The sequence below is a fragment of the Sulfobacillus thermosulfidooxidans genome (assembly GCF_001280565.1).
Lineage (GTDB): Bacteria > Bacillota > Sulfobacillia > Sulfobacillales > Sulfobacillaceae > Sulfobacillus > Sulfobacillus thermosulfidooxidans_A.
Map to the genome: position 1 here is coordinate 725,375 of NZ_LGRO01000001.1, position 20,153 is coordinate 745,527.

Annotated in this window: 21 protein-coding genes; 19 read left to right on the plus strand and 2 right to left on the minus strand. The window is 47.4% G+C overall.

Going from position 1 to position 20,153, the window contains the following annotated elements:
• The first annotated feature begins 24 nt into the window (after nucleotides 1-24).
• The 10 genes from AOA63_RS03875 (at nucleotide 25) to thiE (ending at nucleotide 10,227) form a co-directional block, all read left to right on the plus strand.
• Nucleotides 25-561 carry a hypothetical protein gene (locus AOA63_RS03875; protein ID WP_053958489.1) on the plus strand — a complete coding sequence of 179 codons (537 nt, stop codon included), beginning with the start codon at nucleotides 25-27 and terminating at the stop codon, nucleotides 559-561.
• On the plus strand, nucleotides 506-1,540 hold the full coding sequence (gene ilvC / locus AOA63_RS03880) for a ketol-acid reductoisomerase (RefSeq protein WP_053958490.1): 1,035 nt from the start codon (nucleotides 506-508) through the stop codon (nucleotides 1,538-1,540). The genes AOA63_RS03875 and ilvC overlap by 56 nt, the downstream gene beginning before the upstream one ends.
• On the plus strand, nucleotides 1,537-3,066 hold the full coding sequence (locus tag AOA63_RS03885) for a 2-isopropylmalate synthase (protein ID WP_053958491.1): 1,530 nt from the start codon (nucleotides 1,537-1,539) through the stop codon (nucleotides 3,064-3,066). The genes ilvC and AOA63_RS03885 overlap by 4 nt, the downstream gene beginning before the upstream one ends.
• A gap of 26 nt (nucleotides 3,067-3,092) precedes the next feature.
• Nucleotides 3,093-4,175, plus strand: coding sequence for a 3-isopropylmalate dehydrogenase (gene leuB, locus AOA63_RS03890; protein WP_053958492.1), 1,083 nt, complete (start codon nucleotides 3,093-3,095; stop codon nucleotides 4,173-4,175).
• The gene (gene ilvB, locus AOA63_RS03895) at nucleotides 4,172-5,839 is read left to right on the plus strand and encodes a biosynthetic-type acetolactate synthase large subunit (protein WP_053958493.1); all 1,668 of its coding nucleotides are present in this window, start codon (nucleotides 4,172-4,174) and stop codon (nucleotides 5,837-5,839) included. Before leuB ends, ilvB begins: the two co-directional genes overlap by 4 nt.
• A gap of 42 nt (nucleotides 5,840-5,881) precedes the next feature.
• The gene (gene ilvE, locus AOA63_RS03900; RefSeq protein ID WP_053958494.1) at nucleotides 5,882-6,781 is read left to right on the plus strand and encodes a branched-chain-amino-acid transaminase; all 900 of its coding nucleotides are present in this window, start codon (nucleotides 5,882-5,884) and stop codon (nucleotides 6,779-6,781) included.
• A complete protein-coding gene (locus AOA63_RS03905; protein WP_242848268.1) occupies nucleotides 6,778-7,605 on the plus strand; it encodes a prephenate dehydratase in 828 nt (275 codons plus the stop codon). Before ilvE ends, AOA63_RS03905 begins: the two co-directional genes overlap by 4 nt.
• Before the next feature lie 137 nt (nucleotides 7,606-7,742).
• Nucleotides 7,743-8,810, plus strand: a complete 1,068-nt coding sequence (locus tag AOA63_RS03910) for an AIR synthase family protein (protein ID WP_197648377.1) — start codon at nucleotides 7,743-7,745, stop codon at nucleotides 8,808-8,810.
• A complete protein-coding gene (gene thiD, locus AOA63_RS03915; protein WP_053958496.1) occupies nucleotides 8,810-9,601 on the plus strand; it encodes a bifunctional hydroxymethylpyrimidine kinase/phosphomethylpyrimidine kinase in 792 nt (263 codons plus the stop codon). Before AOA63_RS03910 ends, thiD begins: the two co-directional genes overlap by 1 nt.
• Nucleotides 9,598-10,227: a thiamine phosphate synthase gene (gene thiE / locus AOA63_RS03920; RefSeq protein ID WP_053958497.1), complete on the plus strand. Its 630-nt coding sequence runs from the start codon at nucleotides 9,598-9,600 to the stop codon at nucleotides 10,225-10,227. Before thiD ends, thiE begins: the two co-directional genes overlap by 4 nt.
• Before the next feature lie 29 nt (nucleotides 10,228-10,256).
• Here the strand turns inward: thiE and AOA63_RS03925 are convergent, their stop codons facing one another.
• A complete protein-coding gene (locus AOA63_RS03925; RefSeq protein ID WP_171822605.1) occupies nucleotides 10,257-10,874 on the minus strand; it encodes a YigZ family protein in 618 nt (205 codons plus the stop codon).
• Nucleotides 10,875-11,378: 504 nt separating this feature from the next.
• Between AOA63_RS03925 and AOA63_RS03930 the strand changes: the two genes are divergently transcribed.
• The 3 genes from AOA63_RS03930 to AOA63_RS03940 are packed head-to-tail and all read left to right on the plus strand — an operon-like array spanning nucleotide 11,379 to nucleotide 15,045.
• On the plus strand, nucleotides 11,379-12,614 hold the full coding sequence (locus AOA63_RS03930; protein ID WP_053958499.1) for an MGDG synthase family glycosyltransferase: 1,236 nt from the start codon (nucleotides 11,379-11,381) through the stop codon (nucleotides 12,612-12,614).
• A complete protein-coding gene (locus AOA63_RS03935) occupies nucleotides 12,601-13,770 on the plus strand; it encodes an MFS transporter (RefSeq protein ID WP_053958500.1) in 1,170 nt (389 codons plus the stop codon). Before AOA63_RS03930 ends, AOA63_RS03935 begins: the two co-directional genes overlap by 14 nt.
• Before the next feature lie 24 nt (nucleotides 13,771-13,794).
• Nucleotides 13,795-15,045: a polysaccharide deacetylase family protein gene (locus AOA63_RS03940; protein WP_053958501.1), complete on the plus strand. Its 1,251-nt coding sequence runs from the start codon at nucleotides 13,795-13,797 to the stop codon at nucleotides 15,043-15,045.
• Between the two features lies 1 nt (nucleotide 15,046).
• Here the strand turns inward: AOA63_RS03940 and AOA63_RS03945 are convergent, their stop codons facing one another.
• Complete coding sequence (locus tag AOA63_RS03945) at nucleotides 15,047-15,328, minus strand: hypothetical protein (protein WP_053958502.1); 282 nt, start codon at nucleotides 15,326-15,328, stop codon at nucleotides 15,047-15,049.
• A gap of 273 nt (nucleotides 15,329-15,601) precedes the next feature.
• Between AOA63_RS03945 and AOA63_RS03950 the strand changes: the two genes are divergently transcribed.
• From AOA63_RS03950 to AOA63_RS03975, 6 genes are all read left to right on the plus strand, one after another.
• Nucleotides 15,602-16,054 (plus strand): SRPBCC domain-containing protein, encoded by a 453-nt coding sequence (locus AOA63_RS03950; protein WP_053958503.1) that lies wholly within the window; start codon nucleotides 15,602-15,604, stop codon nucleotides 16,052-16,054.
• A 613-nt stretch (nucleotides 16,055-16,667) separates the two neighbouring features.
• Entirely contained in the window at nucleotides 16,668-17,441 is a 774-nt protein-coding gene (locus tag AOA63_RS03955; protein WP_053958504.1) for an alpha/beta fold hydrolase, read from the plus strand.
• 126 nt (nucleotides 17,442-17,567) lie between these two features.
• Complete coding sequence (locus AOA63_RS03960; protein ID WP_020374513.1) at nucleotides 17,568-18,479, plus strand: sensor histidine kinase; 912 nt, start codon at nucleotides 17,568-17,570, stop codon at nucleotides 18,477-18,479.
• Nucleotides 18,448-19,092, plus strand: coding sequence for a response regulator (locus AOA63_RS03965; protein WP_026040612.1), 645 nt, complete (start codon nucleotides 18,448-18,450; stop codon nucleotides 19,090-19,092). The genes AOA63_RS03960 and AOA63_RS03965 overlap by 32 nt, the downstream gene beginning before the upstream one ends.
• Nucleotides 19,093-19,122: 30 nt before the next feature.
• Complete coding sequence (gene tatC / locus AOA63_RS03970) at nucleotides 19,123-19,884, plus strand: twin-arginine translocase subunit TatC (protein WP_053958506.1); 762 nt, start codon at nucleotides 19,123-19,125, stop codon at nucleotides 19,882-19,884.
• Nucleotides 19,881-20,114 carry a FeoA family protein gene (locus AOA63_RS03975; RefSeq protein ID WP_053958507.1) on the plus strand — a complete coding sequence of 78 codons (234 nt, stop codon included), beginning with the start codon at nucleotides 19,881-19,883 and terminating at the stop codon, nucleotides 20,112-20,114. The genes tatC and AOA63_RS03975 overlap by 4 nt, the downstream gene beginning before the upstream one ends.
• Nucleotides 20,115-20,153: the final 39 nt, after the last annotated feature.

Sequence of the window (20,153 nt, forward strand, 5' to 3'; positions counted from 1 at the left end):
TGAGATGTAAGGGGGTTTGCACTTATGAATCCATTTATCGGTGTGGAATTGCAAGATAAGCCAGGCGCAATTCAACGGTTGCTGTTAATGCTTGGACAACGGAACGTAGATATTGAACAAATGACCATTAAAAAGGACCGGGACACATCACGACTAACTGTTATGATCGGGATTGCAGGCACGCACGAACGAGCGCAATGGATTCGTCGGCAAATGACCCGGCATCAAGATGTGACCCGCACCTTTATTGTTAAAAATAGTTACCATACAGTGCTTGTTGCTGCAGTGCCGACACAAAAGCCGGCGCATGTTCCTTTAGTATCCGCGACACCCATTGATTCCCACGCGGGATATTACACAGTCGCAGGGCCAAGGCATGCCATAGAACAGTGGATTGAAGACAATCATGCCCATGTTTTCGCACTATTTCCAAGTTGTTTGACACTTAAGATTAGTGACAAAATGCCAAAAAAATCAGTCTACCACACTCGAGGAGGATGGAATCATGAACGCAAAATTATATTACGACGACAACGCCGATCTGAGGTGGTTAACCGGTAAAACCGTTGCAGTCATCGGATATGGGAGTCAGGGCCATGCCCATGCATTAAACTTACGCGAGTCTGGTGTGAACGTGATTATTGGAATTCGGCCGGGACGATCCCGCGACCGGGCGAATGAGCAAGGATTTCAAACCATGGATGTTAAAGATGCAGCCCAGGCCGCTGATGTCATTCAGATTTTAACGCCAGATCATTTACAAGGGCCCTTATATGAGGAATGCATTAAACCAGGACTCAAACCAGGTAAGGCCTTAGCCTTTGCGCATGGATTTGCTATCCGGTTTCAACAAATTGTTCCACCTAATGATGTTGACGTTTTTATGGTTGCGCCCAAAGCGCCAGGACATTTGGTCCGAAGGTTATATGTTGAAGGGCAGGGAACTCCGGCACTCGTGGCCGTGGAACAAGATGCGACGGGTCACGCTCTTGATATCGCTCTGGCTTATGCGAAGGGCATTGGAGCTACACGCGCCGGAGTGATTCAGACCACCTTTGCTGAGGAAACTGAAACAGATTTATTTGGTGAACAAACGGTGTTGTGTGGCGGAGTGTCCCAACTCATCCAAGCCGGATTTGAGACATTAGTAGAAGCGGGATATCAGCCCGAAATTGCCTATTTTGAAACCCTACATGAATTGAAATTGATTGTTGATCTAATTTATGAAGGCGGCATGGGAGCCATGTGGTATTCGGTTTCCGATACGGCGGAATATGGCGGGTTAAGTGTGGGACCACGGATTGTAACGCAGGAGACGAAGCAAGAAATGGCTCAGGTTCTGAAAGACATTCAGGATGGAACCTTTGCGGAACGTTGGATGTCCGAAAATGCCAAAGGACGCCCGGAGTTCAACCGGATGCGACAAGATGCCCGTGAACATCCCATCGAAACCGTCGGACGCGACTTGCGTTCGATGATGTCGTGGTTGAAACCGTCAGTAGTAGAGGAGGATAGGGTTCAAAAGGAGGTCAAACCATGACAGATACTGTCAGGATATTTGATACAACCTTACGAGATGGAGAACAATCCCCTGGTGTGGCGTTAAGTACCCAAGAAAAATTAGCGATTGCTGAACAATTGGCGCGTTTAGGCGTGGATTATTTGGAGGCGGGTTTTCCGCAAGCCTCTCCAGGCGATTTCGAAGCGGTGTCGCGGATTGCGGAAAATATTAAAGGCCCTACCATTACAGCATTGGCCCGGTGTAACCGTCAGGACATCGAGCAAGCTGCACGAGCACTAGAAAAAGCAGATAAAGCCAGGATTCATGTTTTTATTGCAACCTCCCCGATTCATATGCAAGCGAAATTACGGATGACGCCCGAACAGGTGCTAGAACGCATTGACCAGATGGTGCGGGTTGCCCGTATGTATGTGGACGACGTGGAATTTTCATGCGAAGATGCCACCCGGTCCCAAGTCGAATTTTTGGTGCAAGCGGGGCAATTAGCAGTGGACGCGGGAGCGACCACACTCAATTTCCCTGATACCGTAGGGTATACCACCCCTCGTGAATATTTTCAGCTCATCACGCATCTCAGAAAGGCCATAGCTGATCCTCGCATTACATTGTCTGTTCATTGTCACGATGATTTGGGCTTGGCCGTTGCGAATTCCTTGTCGGGAATTGAAGCAGGATGTCGGCAGGTAGAAGTGGCGGTTAACGGAATTGGTGAGAGGGCGGGGAATGCCTCTTTAGAAGAAGTTGTCATGACGTTAACCGCGAGACAGGACCAATATCATGTCCAACATCACATCAAGACACAAGAAATCTACCGGGCAAGTCAGTTAGTAAGTCAGTTAACGGGAATGCCGGTACAGCCCAATAAAGCCATTGTGGGCAAGAACGCCTTTCGCCATGAATCCGGTATTCACCAAGATGGCATGTTAAAAGATCGTTCTACTTATGAAATCTTAACGCCTGAAGCCGTCGGTTGGGGTATGACCAAACTTGTGTTAGGCAAGCATTCAGGTCGTCATGCGTTGCGTCAACGTTTAGAAGAATTAGGACTTCATGCCACTCCCAGCCAAATCGACCAGATCCAGCAGCGCGTGAAAGCGTTAGGAGAACTGAAGAATGATATTAACGATCAGGACTTGGAAGCAATCTGGCAAGAAGAAGTCGGGCAAGTTCGCCGATCACGGCATACGGAATTAGTTCATTGGCAAGTCAGTACAGGAAGTCATAATCGACCTGTGGCCTATGTTTCCGTCCGCGTTGGCCAAGAAATTCGAGAGGACTCTGGGAGTGGCGATGGGCCTGTACATGCTCTCTTTCAAGCTTTTTCTCGTGCCTTGTCGCTGGATCATGTGCAATTAACTTCTTATCATCTGGCACCGATTTCACCTGGAGAAGCGGGACTCGCCTCAGTACGTGTCGAAATTCATGGATATGATTGCGAAACCCGGGGTCAAGCCGCAGATAGTGATGTGATGAAGGCCACCGCTGTGGCGCTTCATGAGGCCTTAGCTTATCTCTTTGAGCGGGCCCAAAATGTCGTGGCATAAAAACAGAGCGTATTTAGGAGGATACTATGGCGAATCACCAACTTTTAGTTTTGGCGGGAGACGGTATCGGACCAGAAGTGACAGGCGCTGCATTACAAGTGCTCGAGAGGGTGGCTGAAATTGGGGGATGGGTTGTTGAAATCGAACGCGCCGATATTGGCGGATCTGCGATAGATGCTTATGGGGATCCATTTCCAGAAAAAACGCAACGGGCTATCGACAAATCCTCCGCAGTGTTGTTAGGAGCCGTCGGTGGACCCAAATGGGATCAGGCCCCCAAAAGACCTGAGGCTGGTCTCCTCGCGATGCGTCAATACATGGGATTATGGGCAAATTTGCGTCCCTATCACATTTTTAAAGGGTTAGAGCATCTTTCGCCATTACGCAAGACCCATGTTGATGGCATCATTTTTCGGGAACTCACGGGAGGATTGTATTTTGGTGAGCCCCGAGGGCGCCGGTTTTTGCCGGGCGATCTCGAAGTGATTGACACCTTGCAATATCGGCGCTCGGAAATGTGGCGCATTATCAAATTGGCTTTTGAGTATGCACGAGACCATCACCTGACCTTAACATCTGTTGATAAGGCTAATGTTTTAGAAAGCTCACGGGTATGGCGTGAAGTGACTGATGAATTGTCCAAGCAATTTCCCGATGTGCCGGTTGTTCACCGTTATGTTGATGCCGCCGCTATGGATTTAGTTTTGAACCCCGACCGGTACCAAGTCATCGTGACGGAAAACTTGTTTGGCGATATCCTTAGCGACTTGGCGGGAGGCTTAGTGGGTTCATTAGGACTTCTCGGTTCGTCATCCGTGGCTGGCACGCCTGGAACACGGGGGCTATTTGAGCCGGTACACGGCTCGGCACCGGACATTGCGGGAAAAGGTATCGCCAATCCGACAGGTGCAATGTTATCCCTAGCCTATCTCGTAGGGTGGAGTTGGTCAGAGACAGAAGCCCAACAGTTGATTGAATCAGCGGTGGCTGAAAGCTTGGCGGAAGGACCACATACGCCTGACTTGGGAGGGAGTGCCAGCACCGAAGAATTTACCGATTCGGTCATACAACGTCTTGAACACATTTGGCAAAGGAGGAAGATATCATGACTGGAGCAGAATTAACCTGGGAAGTGTTATCACGATTAGGTACCACGGTTGTGTTTGGAGTTCCTGGTGGTGCAATTTTGCCGTTGGTTGACGCGTTAGCGACACGTCAAAATGATCCCATTGAATTTGTGGTTTCTCGCCATGAAGCGGCATCCATCCATGCAGCGGACGGCTATGCACGAGTAACAGGAAAACCGGCTATCGTTTTGGCAACCTCTGGACCTGGCGGCACCAATGTCATTACCGGACTGGTCACGGCTATGACGGATTCCGTGCCGATAGTCCTGGTTTTAGGGCAAGTACCGACAACGTTAATCGGGACTGATGCTTTTCAAGAAGCTGACTTGTTTAGTATGACGATGCCCGTTGTTAAACACAGTTGGCGTATTACGGAACCCCAAGAAGTGGCCGATGTTCTGCTGCAAGCATGGGAGACGGCGCGTAGCGGACGTCCGGGGCCAGTTGTTGTCGAGTTCCCGAAAAATATTCAATTCATGCAATGCCCGGAATGGAAGGGATTGCCTGCAACCAACGCATCTGAAATCGAATGGGAAGAAAAGCCGATTACATGGGCACGAGCGAAGTCCTATTTGCGTTCGGCTTCTCGGCCGTTACTGTATGTGGGTGGAGGAGTCGTCTCTAGTGGCACGCAAGATTATGTCATGCAATTTGCAGAAACTTATGATTGCCCGGTTGCACACACCTTAATGGGCATCGGAGCCTTTCCTAGTACACATCCCAAGGCATTGGGGATGTTAGGCATGCATGGGACCTGGTATGCTAACAATGCTATGCAACATGCCGATTTAGTTATTGCGCTAGGGGCGCGATTTGATGATCGGGTCACAGGTAAACTAGATGAGTTTGCGCCTAACGCACGGATTATTCATGTCGATGTGGATGCCGCCGAATTAAGCAAGTTGGTTCGGCCCAACGTTGCTATTCATGGAGATTTACGGCGCGTTTTACCGAAAATGCTGAAAATCGTACCGAATACGACGCATTCTGAATGGTGGGATACTATTAATCAGTGGAAAGCGTCTCACCCGTTACGGATTAATCCGGCGCCCGAAGGCACCATTGCCTCTCCCGCGGTGATGCAGGTCATCAACCGTCATTTACGACCCGATGACATTGTGGTAACCGAGGTGGGACAACATCAAATGTGGGGAGCGCTCTTTCTCCGCCGGGAAAAGCCTCGCACGTTTCTTACCTCGGGTGGTGCGGGAACCATGGGATATGGGTTTCCAGCCGCTATGGGTGCGCAATTTGCTGCAGGCAATAATCGCGTCATTTTAATTGCTGGAGATGGGAGCTTCCAAATGAATCTCCAAGAGTTAGCTACCGTCGTTCAATACAACATTCCTATCTGGATGATTGTTTTGAACAATGAGGGTCACGGTATGGTACGGCAATGGCAAGATCTTTTTCATGGCAAACGCCGTATTGGTGTGGACTTGGTGAATCCCGATTTTGTCCGATTAGCTGAGTCCTTCGGTATTCATGGATTTAGTGTGAATTCTGAAGAGGCGTTAGACGAAGCTTTGCGCATTATGGAGTCCATTAATGGCCCGGTATTGTTGGAAGTAATGGTCCCCAAAGATGAGCATGTATTTCCCATGGTCCCTGCTGGGCAACCATTGTCGATGGTGCTAGAAGGTTAAGATGGGATATCGCAAGAGATGCATATACAGGAGGCGCGCACAATGAGTGAACTAAAAATCTTCTTCAACGGGGCCATGGTACCCGCCGCGGAAGCACGTGTGTCCGTATTCGATCATGGGTTTCTTTATGGGGACGGCATCTTTGAAGGCATTCGGGCCTACGAAGGCCGTGTATTTAAATTAGAAGAACACTTAGACCGTTTATTTGATTCCGCGAAAAGTATCCTATTAGATATTCCCTATACACGCGAAGAACTTGCAGAAGCTGTCTGTCAGACCGTTCGCGAGAACGGTCTGACAGATGCCTATATTCGTCTAGTCGTATCCCGCGGTCCGGGGGATTTAGGTTTGGATCCAACGAAATGTTCTCAGCCCAGCGTCATTATTATCGCTGATCGCATTAAATTATATCCCGAGGAACTTTATCAACGTGGCTTAGAATTAGCGGCGGTATCGACGAGGCGTCCGGCTACGGATGTTTTAAATCCCTCCATAAAATCTTTAAATTACTTAAATAATATTTTGGCCAAGATTGAGGCTAATTTGCGCGGACTTCCCGAAGTCGTACTGCTTAATCACCAGGGTTACGTGGTGGAAGGAACGGGCGACAATATTTTTATTGTTCGCCAAGGGGTCTTGATTACTCCCCCAACCTATGCAGGAATTCTTAATGGAATAACCCGCCAGGTTGTGATCGCTTTAGCGCGAGAGATGGGGATAACTTGCCGGGAAGAAAACATCACATTGCATGACTTATATACGGCCGATGAATGTTTCTTAACTGGAACGGCTGCGGAAGTAATTCCGGCTGTGATGTGTGACGGACGTGTCATTGGCACGGGCCATGTGGGCCCCATAACGGCTAAAGTGCTGACCGCCTTTCGGGACTATTCTCGGTCTTCGGGTGTTCCGGTATATGACACGGATGTGGCGACTGCATGATTGACGGAACAGTCATTTATTATCAGGGGTCTCCGGGCGCCTTTAGTGAGGCGGCCATTCTGTCGCATTGGCCCCATGCGATTCCTCAAGGGTTTCCTACGTTTGCCGAGACATTCCAGGCATTGCAAGACAATCCCAATGCGGTGGGGTTATTGCCCATTGAAAATGCCTACCGTGGACCTGTCTACGATGTGTTAGATTTACTAACCGCCTCAACCCTGTCCATTTGGGCTGAGGCGGTTCAACCCGTTGAATTGGCATTAATGGCGTATGGCCATTCCGATTTGTCCCGTATTAAAAAGGTTCGTTCTCATCCCCAAGCCTTAATGCAGAGTCAAATGTTTTGCCGTGAGCATGGACTTATAGTAGAAGTGGCGTTAGACACTGCTGGCAGCGCCAAGGAATTGTTAGAATCCCGGAGAGAAGATATTGGAGCAATTGCTAGTCCCAGAGCTGCTGAAATTTATGGCCTCAATATTGTACGACGAGGAATTCAGGATCATCCGGATAACCGTACACGATTTTGGCTATTGAGTCAGCGACCGATTCATCTCACATCCCCATTGAATCGGATGAAGACAAGTGCGGTGTTTGATTTACCAGATAAACCAGGGGCTTTAGTGAATTATTTGCTATGGTATAAGAAATTTGGGCTAAATCTCTCGAAGGTCGAATCGCGGCCAAGACCTGGCGCACCATTTGCATACCGCTTTTGGATTGATGTTGTGGGAGATGCCCCAAGCCTCGATCAGGCTTGGGAAAGTGGCCTGTCTGACTTGGAATGGTTTAGACGGTTGGGGACTTATCCTGTTTTGAGTGAATGACTCGACTTTGGAAAATCAAAAATAGGTTCCACGAAATTGGTGATATGATAACACTATATTATTAATGACACAGGAACAAGGCATTCGAGGTGTTATTAAGAATGTCTTGTTTTTCGCGCGTTAAAGGAGGGCTGTTTTTGCCAAGCTCAGAACTGCCGATTATTGGAAAAATATCGCCGGAAGCATTTCGGGATTATGTTTATCCGAATTTAGGCGAGAAAAGACCTGAAGTGCTTGTCGGACCACAGTCCGGTGTGGACATTGCGATTACCCGAGTTGCCCCGGGCACGGTGATGGCGACAACAACTGATCCAGTCTTTATTGTACCCGCTTATGGCTGGGAACGGGCTGCATGGTTTGCCGTCCATATTCTGGCCTCGGACGCGGCTACATCAGGCTTGCCGCCTTCATTAATGACTGTGGATTTGAATCTTCCTTTGAGTATCACCACAGCCGAATTTGAGAAGCTGTGGACAGCCTTTGCTCGTACGTGCCAACAACTGGGAATTGCCATTATCTCCGGACACACAGCTCGTTATGAAGGCTGCGCATATCCCATGGTGGGAGGCGCTACCGTGATGAGTATCGGTCCGGAAGAGCGTTATATAACCACCGGTATGGCGGAAAAGGGCGATATGGTATTGTGCACCAAAGGGGCAGCCATTGAAGCCACCGGTCTTTTTGCGGCAACTTTTCCCGATTATATCCGACAACAGGTTGGAGAGGACATTTGGAAACAAGCCGATGCGCTGTTTGATCAAATGACCGTGGTAGAAGACGCTCGAATTGCAGCGGAACAAGGGGTTCGTGCAGAAGGTGTGACCGCCATGCATGACGCTACCGAATGTGGGGTGATAGGGGGAGTCTACGAAATTGCCGAAGCGTCGAATCTCGGCGTTGTTTTGCAAGACGATAAGATTATTGTCCGGCCTGAGACACAAGCCATTTGCAATTTAACAGGAATTGATCCCTTGATTTCGATTAGTGAAGGCACATTACTGTTAACCGTGAAACCTCATGCAGTTGATAAGGTAATGGCTGCATTGGCAGCACGTCATATTGACGTATCGGTCATTGGCGAAATGCGTGATGCCTCAGAAGGCATGTGGCGGGAAAAGCAGGGCAAACGAATACCGTTGGAGCACCCGCGGATTGATCCGTTTTGGGCTGCCTTTGGCCGATTGGCTCAAGGAGGTCACGTCTAATGGTTGCCAGAGCTCTAACTATTGCGGGATCGGACTCCGGAGGAGGAGCCGGTATTCAAGCCGATTTAAAAACATTTTCCGCTTTTTCAGTATATGGCATGTCAGCGATTACAGCGGTGACGGTTCAAGACACGATGGGGGTATATCGAATTGTCGCGATTGATCCCGACATTGTCGCACAACAAATTGATGTCGTAATTCGCGACTTAGGAGTAGACGCCATAAAAATTGGCATGCTCTTTTCTGCGGAAATAATTGATGCGGTTGTCGATCGATTGCGCCATTATCCAAACATTCCGGTCATTTTAGATCCCGTCATGCGCGCCAAGGGAGGGACATCGTTGTTAAGTCCTGGGGCGGAAAATCAAATGCGTGAACAATTGCTCCCACTTGCTACCGTTATTACACCAAATCTTCCTGAAGCGGAAGCGTTAACGGGTCGGATGATTCGTTCTCCTGAAGATATGCGTAGTGCTGGAACGGCATTGCTCCAATATGGTGTTCCTTATGTGCTCGTTAAGGGAGGACATCTCGAGGGATATCCTGCCAATGACTTGCTCTTGTCTGAGCATGAAGAATTATGGCTCGAAGCGCCCCGGCTAAATACGGTGAATACTCACGGTACCGGCTGTACATTATCTAGTGCGATTGCTGCGGGTCTTGCCCAAGGTCACGATGTGTCCCAGTCCGTAATCCAAGCTAAGAACTATGTGACTCAAGCAATTTCAGAGGCTCCATCTTTGGGCCATGGACATGGTCCATTATGGCATTTTCCGGGGAATCGTCTATGAATCTTCAGTTACATGTGCTCATCGATCCTCTGCAAATGTCGCTTGAATCCTTACCGTATAACATTCAGCAAATGGCACAGGGAGGAGCAAGCGTCATTCAATTGCGGGGGAAGTCGGCTACAACCCGAGAATTATTGGATTACGGACAGGTTGTAAAAAAACTCTGCCAGCAATTTGGTTTAACATTTATTGTTAATGATCGTGTTGATGTTGCTTTAGCCTTAGAAGCCGATGGTGTTCATGTCGGACAAGATGATATGCCGGTGAAAATTGTGCGCAAACTCGCACCGTTAATGCATGTTGGATTATCTGTCAGTTCCTTGGAAGAGATTTTGGGGGCCAAAAATTGTCCTCCTGACTACTTCGGACTGGGACCAGTATTTGCAACATTAAGCAAAAGTGATGCTGGAAAACCCTTAGGAGTAGACCAAACGAAACAATTGACTCAAGTCGCCAATGAGATGGCTCCTGTGGTAGCTATTGGCGGTATAAATCAAAATAACGTTGATCAGGTTTGGCGCACCGGGATTAGCGGCGTTGCGGTGATTTCTGCAGTCATACAGGCCACTGATAAAAAACAAGCGTGTGAACAGCTATTGGCTCCGGATAAGTATCATAATCAATAAATATTGGCACACTGTCCAATATTTTGTGTTCAGATGATGTTGGGAACAATGGCTTTTTGTTGTTTGGTTTGATGGACACGCAGATGGGGAGCCAGATCATTGCGTAATGTGTTAAGGACGGAGGTTGATATCGCGATGGGGATCTCACACTGCACGTGAACATCGCCTCGAAAATCAGCACTGTACGAAATATTTTTTGTCATAAGGTAATTTTCCGTCCGCCCCCATTCGGAATATGGAATATCAAGAATGACAGTTACTACTTCTTCTTCGTGGCCCAATAGGGCATGGGACAATGCGTTGGCGGCAGCGTCTTGATAGGCATGAACCAAGCCCCCCGTGCCTAACTTGGTGCCGCCGAAGTAGCGGACAGTGACAATTGCGGTTTGAATCAAATGGCGCTTTTGAATCAGGTTAAGTGTCGGGGGACCAGCGGTACCTGTCGGTTCACCATCATCGGTCATTCGCTCCTCCCCGGGCCTGATCACATAGGCCCAGACATAATGAGTGGCTTTCGGCCAGTGTTCTATGGCATAACGAAGGATTTGCTCAAACGTTGTTGAAGAAGGACAGGAAAATGCGCGGCTGATAAATCGTGAATGGCGCACAGTGATCTCTGCCCATTCTCCTTGTATGACTGCATTCATGCTCTGATGTTTACCGCCTTCCATATGACTTCCAAATTGCGTACCGGCATATCGTACTGCCTGGCCATCATCATTCGCAATCGCACACCTCATTTTATTTTCATTTTAGTGTATAGAAATATTTTTATGGGAGAGACTCTGCCCCACTATTAGGCCGAGAATATGTGAAGAAAAAGTCTTTTGTAGCTGTTAGGTCCTTGCACCGATAGGGGATGTTAGGAATCTGTTAAATATTTGTGGTAGTATATGAAATTTGGGACCGCACGCGAAAGTATCAAGGGAGAAAAACATGATGACGTTATAGGAGAGTCGAAAAAATCCGTATTGTTGAGCATGATGGCGGGAGAAAATGGCTGACAACCTGGGTCAAGAAGCCGCATACACATATTCTATGGAAATGCTATCGAGTTTGTGGCAGACTAGCCACTTTTTGGCGTCCATGGTATCGTACATTTGAGATGGAACACATTATGTCGCTTACGAGCGCAGGCTGGAGGTGAATGGATGGACATGGTGCCCGCTTCAGGCACAGATGTTAAACAGTCTGCCGACTGGATTGACTGGTTAGCAAACCACCATGATGCAACTTTGAGCCTCCATCCCGAAATAATGATATTGGCGGCCAGATACGGGGATGGCCATTTACGTGCGGCAAAGGCTATTGCTTTGCAATTATTGATGATGGATAGTCAATTACGGTTAGGGATTTTGGATTATTACCGTTTTGTAAACCCTGGCCTCGATAATCTAATCCGGTGGGGTTATTTAACCAGCGTTAGGCGTGCGCCATCATTATGGCGGTGGTTTTATACCTCAACACAGAATATTGATCCGTTGTCGAGAACTCAGCGCATGATTAACCACATTGGCATCAAACGGTTTTATTCGGCGTTAAAAGATATGCCGCCCAAACTTATTGTTTCCACATATCCCACTGCCGCGGGTGTCGTCTCGACACTTAAACAGCAAGGTAAACTTGATGCCATTAACTACGTGGTTATGACCGATTACAGTGTGCATACACAATGGATACACCCGGCAGTCGATATGTATTTTGTCGGTAGTGAAGATATGCGCCAGGAATTATTAGATCGTCATATTGATCCTAGTAAAATTATTGTATCGGGTATTCCTGTTGATGAACGTTTTCAAGAAACTGTTGACGAGCATGCGGTCCGGCAAAGCCTCCATATCGATGACAATATACCCATTATCTTGTTTATGGGTGGCGCGTATATGCCCATTGCGGAATACATTCAAGTTTTAAAGATTCTTGATCATGTTCCGGCAAGGCATACGACGATTGTGATTGCGGGACACGAAGAATTGCGCTTGACATTAGCTAAACAATACGAACAAGAGGCCCGTAATCCGATGGTGGTATTGGGCTATGTTAATAACGTCCACGAACTAATGGCGATATCATCGCTCCTAATTAGTAAAGCAGGAGGACTAACAACTACCGAATCGTTATGCCGGGGACTACCTACAGTCATTTATCGTCCCATCCCGGGTCAAGAAGATGCTAATGCGGAATTTTTGGTGCGAAATGGTGCAGGCCGAAGGGCGCACACGGAAGAGGATTTGGGGGAGATTGTTACGCATTTGTTAGAACATCCATGGGAACTTAAGGCCATGGCCCACCAAGCAAGAAGTTTAGGTCATCCCGATGCGGCTCAAATTGTGGCAAAACATATCTATTTAGCCTTGCGAACTGAGGAAGCCAATGCTCCAGCGTAATCATTTGTCGCTTCCTCAGTCTTTATTGTTAATTGCATTGGGACTCGCTGAATTTGCACGAGGGGCATTAATCATTTCGTTGTTGCCTGCCTATGTCACAGGGCCTTTAGGCGCTTCCTTGACCATCGTTGGATGGGCCTTATCGAGCCATTATTTTTTAGATACAGTTTTTCGTGGCCCAGCGGGATGGCTTGTCGATCATATTGGGGTGCCTCGTGTTTTGACCATGGGTTTGGCGATTGAATGTCTATCTTTGATTGGGGCAATGAATACGAAGCATCCGGCCATGATTATTGTGTTTGTTGCCTTATTAGGCGTGGGTACAGCAACTCACTGGCCCGCGGTGGTTACTGGCACAAATCGTCTTACAGAGCCCGAACGACGGGCATCCATGATGGGATTGGTCTTTGCAGCATGGCTAACTGGCTCCGGATTAGGTCCTGTACTCATCAATTTTGTCTTAGGCGGGCGAGACCGGACAGCCTTTTTAGTCTTAATTGCAGCGGATGTGGTTGCTTTTGCTGTAACCATTTGGATAGCGGATCCGCGGTTGATTCAAGTGCATCACCATCAACCGAAAGCTCGACATTTATGGCACACCTTATGGCGGTTTCGTTGGGTAATTCCCGGAACGTTTGTGCAAAATATGACTTTAGGCCTCATGCTTCCGATTTTGCAGCCTTTTACCACACGCATTTTACACTTAAGTCATTTACAATTCGCGGAATTACTTCTCGGAAGTGGTGCTTTTACCGTGTTGCTTTTGGTACCTATGGGGAAAATTACAGATCGTTTTGGATTACGCGTTCCTTTAGTAGGAGGTTTTTTTATTGCGGGTATCGCGTTGTTGGGGATTGCTTTCTTTCGGCAATTCTTTGAACTTACTATTTTCGGGGGCATACTAGGTTTGTCTTACGCGATGATTCTGCCGTCATGGAACGCCTTTTTAGCCGGATTGATTCCTAAAGAAATTGAAGGGTGGCTATGGGGCGTCTTTATGACCGTTGAAGGGTTGGGAATGTCGGTCGGCCCTATTGTCGGAACCCGCCTCTTTTCCGTACGAATTTGGTTACCGTTTGTGGCTTCAGCAGTCATTTTATTAATTATGGGTTCTTTTTACGCATCTTTCCCGTTAAAAGAGAAAATACAAAGCTAAAACCGTGGATGAAGGAGAAGCTGTATGTGGGGAATTCTTGGAGTCATTGTATTTCTATGGGTAATCTTCTACCTGGTGCCTGATCTTATTTGGCACCATTTACAATGGAAAGCCATGTTGGGTACCCGTGATCATCATCAAATCGCATTGACTTTTGATGATGGTCCGGGTCCAGATACTCCAAAAATTCTTGAAGTCCTCCGGAATCATAATGCTCATGCGACATTTTTTGTGGTAGCGGAGCGTGCCCGACATTATCCCGAGTTACTACACGAAATGGTTCGCGATGGTCATGAAATTGGATTACATGGCTATCAACACCGGTCCATGTATTTATTTTGGCCATGGAACGTATACCGTGAAATCCAGCATGGATTAGATACGATAGAGTCCATTGCGGGTGTACGCCCGGTGTCTTATCGTCCTCCATGGGGACATCACAATTTGATGACATGGATAATCGCTCGACGCCTAGGGTTGCGGCGTGTTTTGTGGACCATTGCGCCTGATGATTGGAAAACAGGAAAAACGGCACAAACGATTGAACATGATGTGGTTCAATTAGCGCATCCCGGCGCCATAGTCGTGATGCATGATGCTGGTGGAAACCGTGAAGCCACGGTTCAAGCTTTGGGACCCATTATTGATAATGTACGCAACCTAGGACTCAATCCGGTCACGATATCCGAGATGGACCGAGAAAAATCCGAACTCCGGCGTTGGTGGACCTGGTGGGAAATCCGCTTTACACGGCAGTGGGATATTGATACGATTCCGTCTTCTTTAGGTGGTGATCCTGTATTACGTTTAGGTTTGATAAAATATCCTTTTAAACCTACGGTGTTATCCACTGGGCGAACAATTACGCGGGGACAATGGATGGGAGAAATCCATTTCGGAAATCCCGCTTTATCTCAGCTTAGTTCGAGTCGTGCCGGGGGATTGCGAGCCTTTCACGCGGTATTGCGCAGTTTAACAGATCTGGCGAATTTTGTATCAGAGCACGACAAATACCAGAACATCGTTGTAGTTGGAGGCATCACCTTATTAGACGCATCAAGTGCTATTGAGAAACTCGGATTTGATCGTATACCGGTTTCTGGCATACGCAAATGGTCGATGTGGTTTTATCTCATTATCCTTATGGCTATTTACCATGCGGATGGGTGGAGTACCTTAAAACGATTTTTGCGGCTGAAGCCTGTGTTACTGCTTATGGATCGGGATACTTTAATGAACCGATATTTACGGTCTTCAAATCCAAGACGCGCATAACTTATTCAGCACTTTTTTGGGACATGACGGCTAAAAGTCGTTCCCGAAAGCCCGGATTGTTTTTCATGCGTCCAACTAAGTCAAGAACTACACTTTCGAGATAGGTGCGCTCTTCTCCCGCACCAGGTTTCATCCAAGACATCATCACGTCAGCCAAAACTTTGGAAATCAGTGCTTCTCCGTTGGGCGATTCCAAATATTTGCGAAACCACTGATTAATCCGCGGCTCAAGAAATGATTCAAATTTTTGCTCGAGCATTTGTTCGATTCCCAGAATTTTCATCTCGATTTCCCTCCCTTTAAGGTGTTGAGTGAATCTTTTAATCCATATGGCATATTACCTAGGATGCATGCCATTGTGACCACCACATCCTTTTCCCCAGGGTACCGGCTTGATACGTTCATTGTTCTTAGTCATGCTAACATGCCAGGCACTTGGTTGACGATGGGATCGGGTCATAATGGAAAATTCCGGGTAACTATCCCCATAGGATAGCGAATACATATACACCAGGATTTTTCCAACTATAAACATGGCTCAGAAGGGAGCACGCAGATGATGCAATTTGATGCCCATAAAATTATAGACGCCCCGCCTAATAAGGTCTTTCCTTTGCTCATGGATCCTGCTGTATTAATTGAAAGTATGCCAGGTCTAAAAGCTATGCAGGAACAATCTCCCGGGATTTATGCCGTCGAAATGGAATTAGGGATTCCGGGTTTTAAGGGACAATACCGCGGTGAAATGCGTATAGATCAGGTTGTCGTCCCGCACAGTTATCATCTGCGTTTAGAAGGTCAAGGACCCAATGGTGATATCTTTATGTCTTTAGCTGTGACATTGACTAGTAGTCAGGAGGGACAAACAGATTTACACTATCAGGGAGAAGGAATTTTTGGTGATCCATCCAATTCTCTTGCGCAAAAAGTCCTATCCGGTGCCGGGAATGTCATTTTAGGACAATTTTTTAATGCGATAGCGAAACGAGCTCGGAAAATGCCTCATTGAGATGAGGCGTCGGGGATTGAGACAGGAAAAATCTGAGACATCGCGTCTCGAATGGATTGCGGAAGCTTTGTTGGCCGTTGTGAATCACTAGCAAAAGGGCAAGATCCAGATGGGCCATTGACCCATCATGAGACTTTAAGGCGTGATCAGGACCTATTTCTAATGGTTGCTTGTGGCTATCCATTATCCCGAACGACTATTCACAAGGCCAAGTATGGTAGGCTATATTCGTAATGCCGCTCTAGGGGACAGCGTGTGTTCTGCTTGGGTTAGGCGACGAGAATGTACAGGAATATGTTTTTAGCAGCTCCAGAATGTAACCGTGGGAGTGGTTCGGAGGCTGATCTATTACCAGTTTTGAAATCGCCACTCCTTGGCGATATGTGAGGCATTGCCATGTGACGTGCGTGATATTTTGGGATATCCTGTCTTAAGCACTCCTGAATCGCTATCGATAACTATGGTCTCCGATGATCATGGAGCGGGATGAGAAGATTATCTTCTCCGTCGATTGACCCCTTGAAGATTATTAATCAGCTTGGCGTGGGATTTCACTAACACAAGTGATATCAGTAGCGCTAGGCAGAAGAGAATGCCCGAAGGATGGTGGGAAATGCAAACAGTTCGAGGAATTACCTACCACATTTATGGTGAGGGTCCTGAAGCGGTTTTCTGTCACCCCAGTTTGGGGTTGGGACAATTCTTATTTCATCGCATTCGTCCAGCGTTGTCTCGTGAATATACGGTTGTCTTATGGGATCCCCGTGGAGTGGGAGATAACGATCACTTTTATCCGACCTTAGAAGATTGGGTCGGCGATACGATCGACATTTTACGGGAGATTAATAAGCCGGCCCATCTTTTAGGGGTTTCGTTGGGAACGTGGGTAATGAGCCGCGTCGCTGCCGTTAACCCCGGCCAACTTGTGCGCTCTTTAACGCTTATTGGAGCCACACGTGGTTTTTCTCATGGGGAACAAGAGATTGCAGCTAGGCGCCAGCAGTTGGAGCACATGAGTATGCAGGAATTTGCTCAGAATTATGCTGATAACACGTTAACCGTATATGCGTTGCCTGAAGTTAAAGATAATCTGGTTCTAGAAATGGGTGAAGTTGACAAAGAGAAATATCTGCAGGCGATGCAAGCAATTTATACGGTACGCAATGAAGAGGTGTACCGGCAAATTGCGGTTCCGACGTTGATTATGGTAGGTGTGGAAGATACCCGGACACCGCCAGCGGAAGCCGATGAAGTTCAAAAATTGATTAACGGTAGTGAGGTGAAAGCGTTACCGCGCTGTGGGCATCTGGCAGTTCTGGATCAACCTCAACGGGTCATTCATGAATGCCGGTATTTTTGGACTTATGGTCATATGGCAGACGACTAAGGGCCACTAGTGACCATGATGCATGAGAAATTCGTGATATAACAATTTTTTCTTTGCCCCAGTTCACAGGTGCAGGTAAAATATATGAGGAGTTTGTTCCGATACAAGCGGCAGGAGGGGGAAGTGATGGACTACGATGACCGTCGACGTTATCGTCGGCTTAAGTTACTGACGACCATCGGTCCCACTCTCTTTGTCGCCGTTGCCGAAACTGTGCGGTTTTATTATTTGAGACGCATCTTGCCTCCCGCAAGTGTCAGCCTTGTAGCGGTGGCTGTCACGTTGGTCGGAGCCGCCGGATTCTCATCCTATGTTTTTGATGTGATTGAAAAAATGGAAAATGAGCGTCGTGAGTATCAAGATGCCATGCTTGCGCTTCAAGAACGGGAGCGTCTCGCTCGCGAAATGCACGACGGGCTTGCACAAACTTTGGCTGTTATTAATTTAAAAGTTTATCAAGCAAAAACTCTTTTAGATGGCATGCGGTTGGACGAGCTGCGAAAAGAATTAGATGATATTCGTTGCGCCGTGAATAAGTCTTATTCGGAAGTACGACAATCTTTATATGATTTGCGTGCGGGCAAACGGTTGGAAGAAGGATTTTGGACAGCGGTTCGAACATTGGCTAATGATTTCCAAGAAGGCACGAAAGTGGCGGTGGAAGTCGAAGCTTTACCTAATGATGGCGTGCCGTGGAATGATATGGCTTCCGTGCAAATTTTACGGATCATCCAAGAATCCCTCGCGAATGTGCGTAAGCACGCCGAAGCAAAACATGTCAAAATTACCGCAGCAATTCATGATGATATCGTAGAATTAAAAGTGATAGATGATGGTAAAGGCTTTGTTATGGGAACGACTCCGCCCAATCATCATTTTGGTTTGGGAATAATGCAAGAAAGAGCCCAGACTTTCGGGGGACGCGTGTCGATCCATTCACAGCCCGGTCAGGGAACCGTGGTGACGATAACCTATCAGATTGATGGGGATAAAGGAGGAGAGGTCGTTGGAAAAGGCAAGAATTATGTTAGTGGATGATCATGCGCTGTTTCGCTCTGGCATGGCATCCTTATTAGCGAGTCGGCCGGACATGGAAGTGGTAGGGGAAGCAGAGACTGGGGAAGAAGCGGTACGTCTTGCCGAAGAACTCATGCCAGATTTGATTTTAATGGACATCAATATGCCTGGTGGCGGGGGACTTGAAGCGACTCGGATTATTAAAGAGCAGATGCCTTATGTAAAGATTGTGGTTTTAACTGCGAGTGATGAAAACGATTTGCTTTTCGAAGCAGTCAAGGCGGGAGCTCAAGGCTACCTTTTGAAACACCTCGATCCAGAACAATTTCTCGAAGAACTTTCGGCTCAAATTCGGGGTGAAGCGTCGATATCTGGCGATGTGGCCTTAAAAATCATTCGAGCCTTCTCCACGCATGATGTGGAACGGCAACAAACGCAGTTAACGGGACGGGAACTCGAAGTGCTGAAATTGGTTGGAGAAGGTTTTTCTAACCGGGACATTGCTGCACGCTTATTTATCTCGGAGAACACCGTAAAAAACCATCTGCGGAATATTTTGCAGAAGTTACACTTTGAAAACCGTGTGCAAGCAGCAGCCTATGCTATTCGTCGAGGACTTGTTGATCCTCACTAGTGCTGGTGGTATTGCAGTAGGGGAGTGCCTATGGACGACAAGCAAATGACCTTGACAGAACATTTGACGGAATTACGCAACCGACTCCTCGTAATTTTGGGAGCGGTTGCGGTTGTCTTTTTAGTAGGATTTTTTTATACCCGGCCTCTTTTGCACTGGATCATTCGTCACACTCCGGTGCATCATGTGATTGTTACCGGGGTGACCGAAGCATTTTTTGCTTTAATCAAGTTGGATTTGGCCATGTCACTCATTCTAACTTCGCCGATTATCTTGTATGAAATTGCCGCGTTTATTTTGCCTGGTCTAACCCAAGTTGAACGCCGGGTCGTAGGCGTTATTGTGGGTCCGGGCCTAGCATTATTTCTCATTGGTACCGCTGTCGGCTATTTTGTGTTCGTGCCTATTGTGTTGCATGTGATGCTGTCCTTTACCGGTCAAGGCATTGAGCCAATGTGGAGACTGGGTAGTTTGCTCAGCTTTATTATTGATTTATCCGTTCCCTTTGGGATTGTAGCGGAACTTCCATTAATCTCAGGAGTCATGTCGCATTTAGGTCTTGTGCAACCCGTAATGTTTTCGCGTTACAGGCGATATGCTATTCTCTTGTCTTTTTTTATTGCTGCGATCTTGGCACCCCCAGATGCTTTGTCTATGACGCTTATGGCGTTGCCTATCTACTTGGTCTATGAAATTTCCGCACTCGTTGCTCGTTTTACCTATAAGGCTCCTTTAGGAGGGAGCGAGGAACCTTCAACCGGTCCGTCAAATAATTCGGAGGGCTCCTTGTGACGCTTTTAGAGGCGGAGATCAATACTCATGTGAAAATCGAACAGATTTCTTTGGCGTATAGTCGCATGCAAGCTATCCGGTTGGGTTTAGCTCCTGGGGCTCATGTTCGTGTTGTTCAAAAACTGCCTCATGGGCCTGTTGTGCTTAACTACCAGGGACGAATGATTGCAGTAGGTTATGAACTGGCCAGGAATATTCGTGTCACTTCATCCGCAGAGAAGGAGTCGTAAAATATTTGTATACAACAATATTTGATGTCATGATAAAAT

What these genes read in the sequence shown, in the direction of transcription:
- AOA63_RS03875 (WP_053958489.1), top strand. Translation starts at nt 25, where the DNA reads ATGAATCCATTTATCGGTGTGGAATTGCAAGATAAGCCAGGCGCAATT.
- ilvC (WP_053958490.1), top strand. Translation starts at nt 506, where the DNA reads ATGAACGCAAAATTATATTACGACGACAACGCCGATCTGAGGTGGTTA.
- AOA63_RS03885 (WP_053958491.1), top strand. Translation starts at nt 1,537, where the DNA reads ATGACAGATACTGTCAGGATATTTGATACAACCTTACGAGATGGAGAA.
- leuB (WP_053958492.1), top strand. Translation starts at nt 3,093, where the DNA reads ATGGCGAATCACCAACTTTTAGTTTTGGCGGGAGACGGTATCGGACCA.
- ilvB (WP_053958493.1), top strand. Translation starts at nt 4,172, where the DNA reads ATGACTGGAGCAGAATTAACCTGGGAAGTGTTATCACGATTAGGTACC.
- ilvE (WP_053958494.1), top strand. Translation starts at nt 5,882, where the DNA reads ATGAGTGAACTAAAAATCTTCTTCAACGGGGCCATGGTACCCGCCGCG.
- AOA63_RS03905 (WP_242848268.1), top strand. Translation starts at nt 6,778, where the DNA reads ATGATTGACGGAACAGTCATTTATTATCAGGGGTCTCCGGGCGCCTTT.
- thiD (WP_053958496.1), top strand. Translation starts at nt 8,810, where the DNA reads ATGGTTGCCAGAGCTCTAACTATTGCGGGATCGGACTCCGGAGGAGGA.
- thiE (WP_053958497.1), top strand. Translation starts at nt 9,598, where the DNA reads ATGAATCTTCAGTTACATGTGCTCATCGATCCTCTGCAAATGTCGCTT.
- AOA63_RS03925 (WP_171822605.1), bottom strand. Translation starts at nt 10,874, where the DNA reads ATGAATGCAGTCATACAAGGAGAATGGGCAGAGATCACTGTGCGCCAT.
- AOA63_RS03930 (WP_053958499.1), top strand. Translation starts at nt 11,379, where the DNA reads ATGGACATGGTGCCCGCTTCAGGCACAGATGTTAAACAGTCTGCCGAC.
- AOA63_RS03935 (WP_053958500.1), top strand. Translation starts at nt 12,601, where the DNA reads ATGCTCCAGCGTAATCATTTGTCGCTTCCTCAGTCTTTATTGTTAATT.
- AOA63_RS03940 (WP_053958501.1), top strand. Translation starts at nt 13,795, where the DNA reads ATGTGGGGAATTCTTGGAGTCATTGTATTTCTATGGGTAATCTTCTAC.
- AOA63_RS03945 (WP_053958502.1), bottom strand. Translation starts at nt 15,328, where the DNA reads ATGAAAATTCTGGGAATCGAACAAATGCTCGAGCAAAAATTTGAATCA.
- AOA63_RS03950 (WP_053958503.1), top strand. Translation starts at nt 15,602, where the DNA reads ATGATGCAATTTGATGCCCATAAAATTATAGACGCCCCGCCTAATAAG.
- AOA63_RS03955 (WP_053958504.1), top strand. Translation starts at nt 16,668, where the DNA reads ATGCAAACAGTTCGAGGAATTACCTACCACATTTATGGTGAGGGTCCT.
- AOA63_RS03960 (WP_020374513.1), top strand. Translation starts at nt 17,568, where the DNA reads ATGGACTACGATGACCGTCGACGTTATCGTCGGCTTAAGTTACTGACG.
- tatC (WP_053958506.1), top strand. Translation starts at nt 19,123, where the DNA reads ATGGACGACAAGCAAATGACCTTGACAGAACATTTGACGGAATTACGC.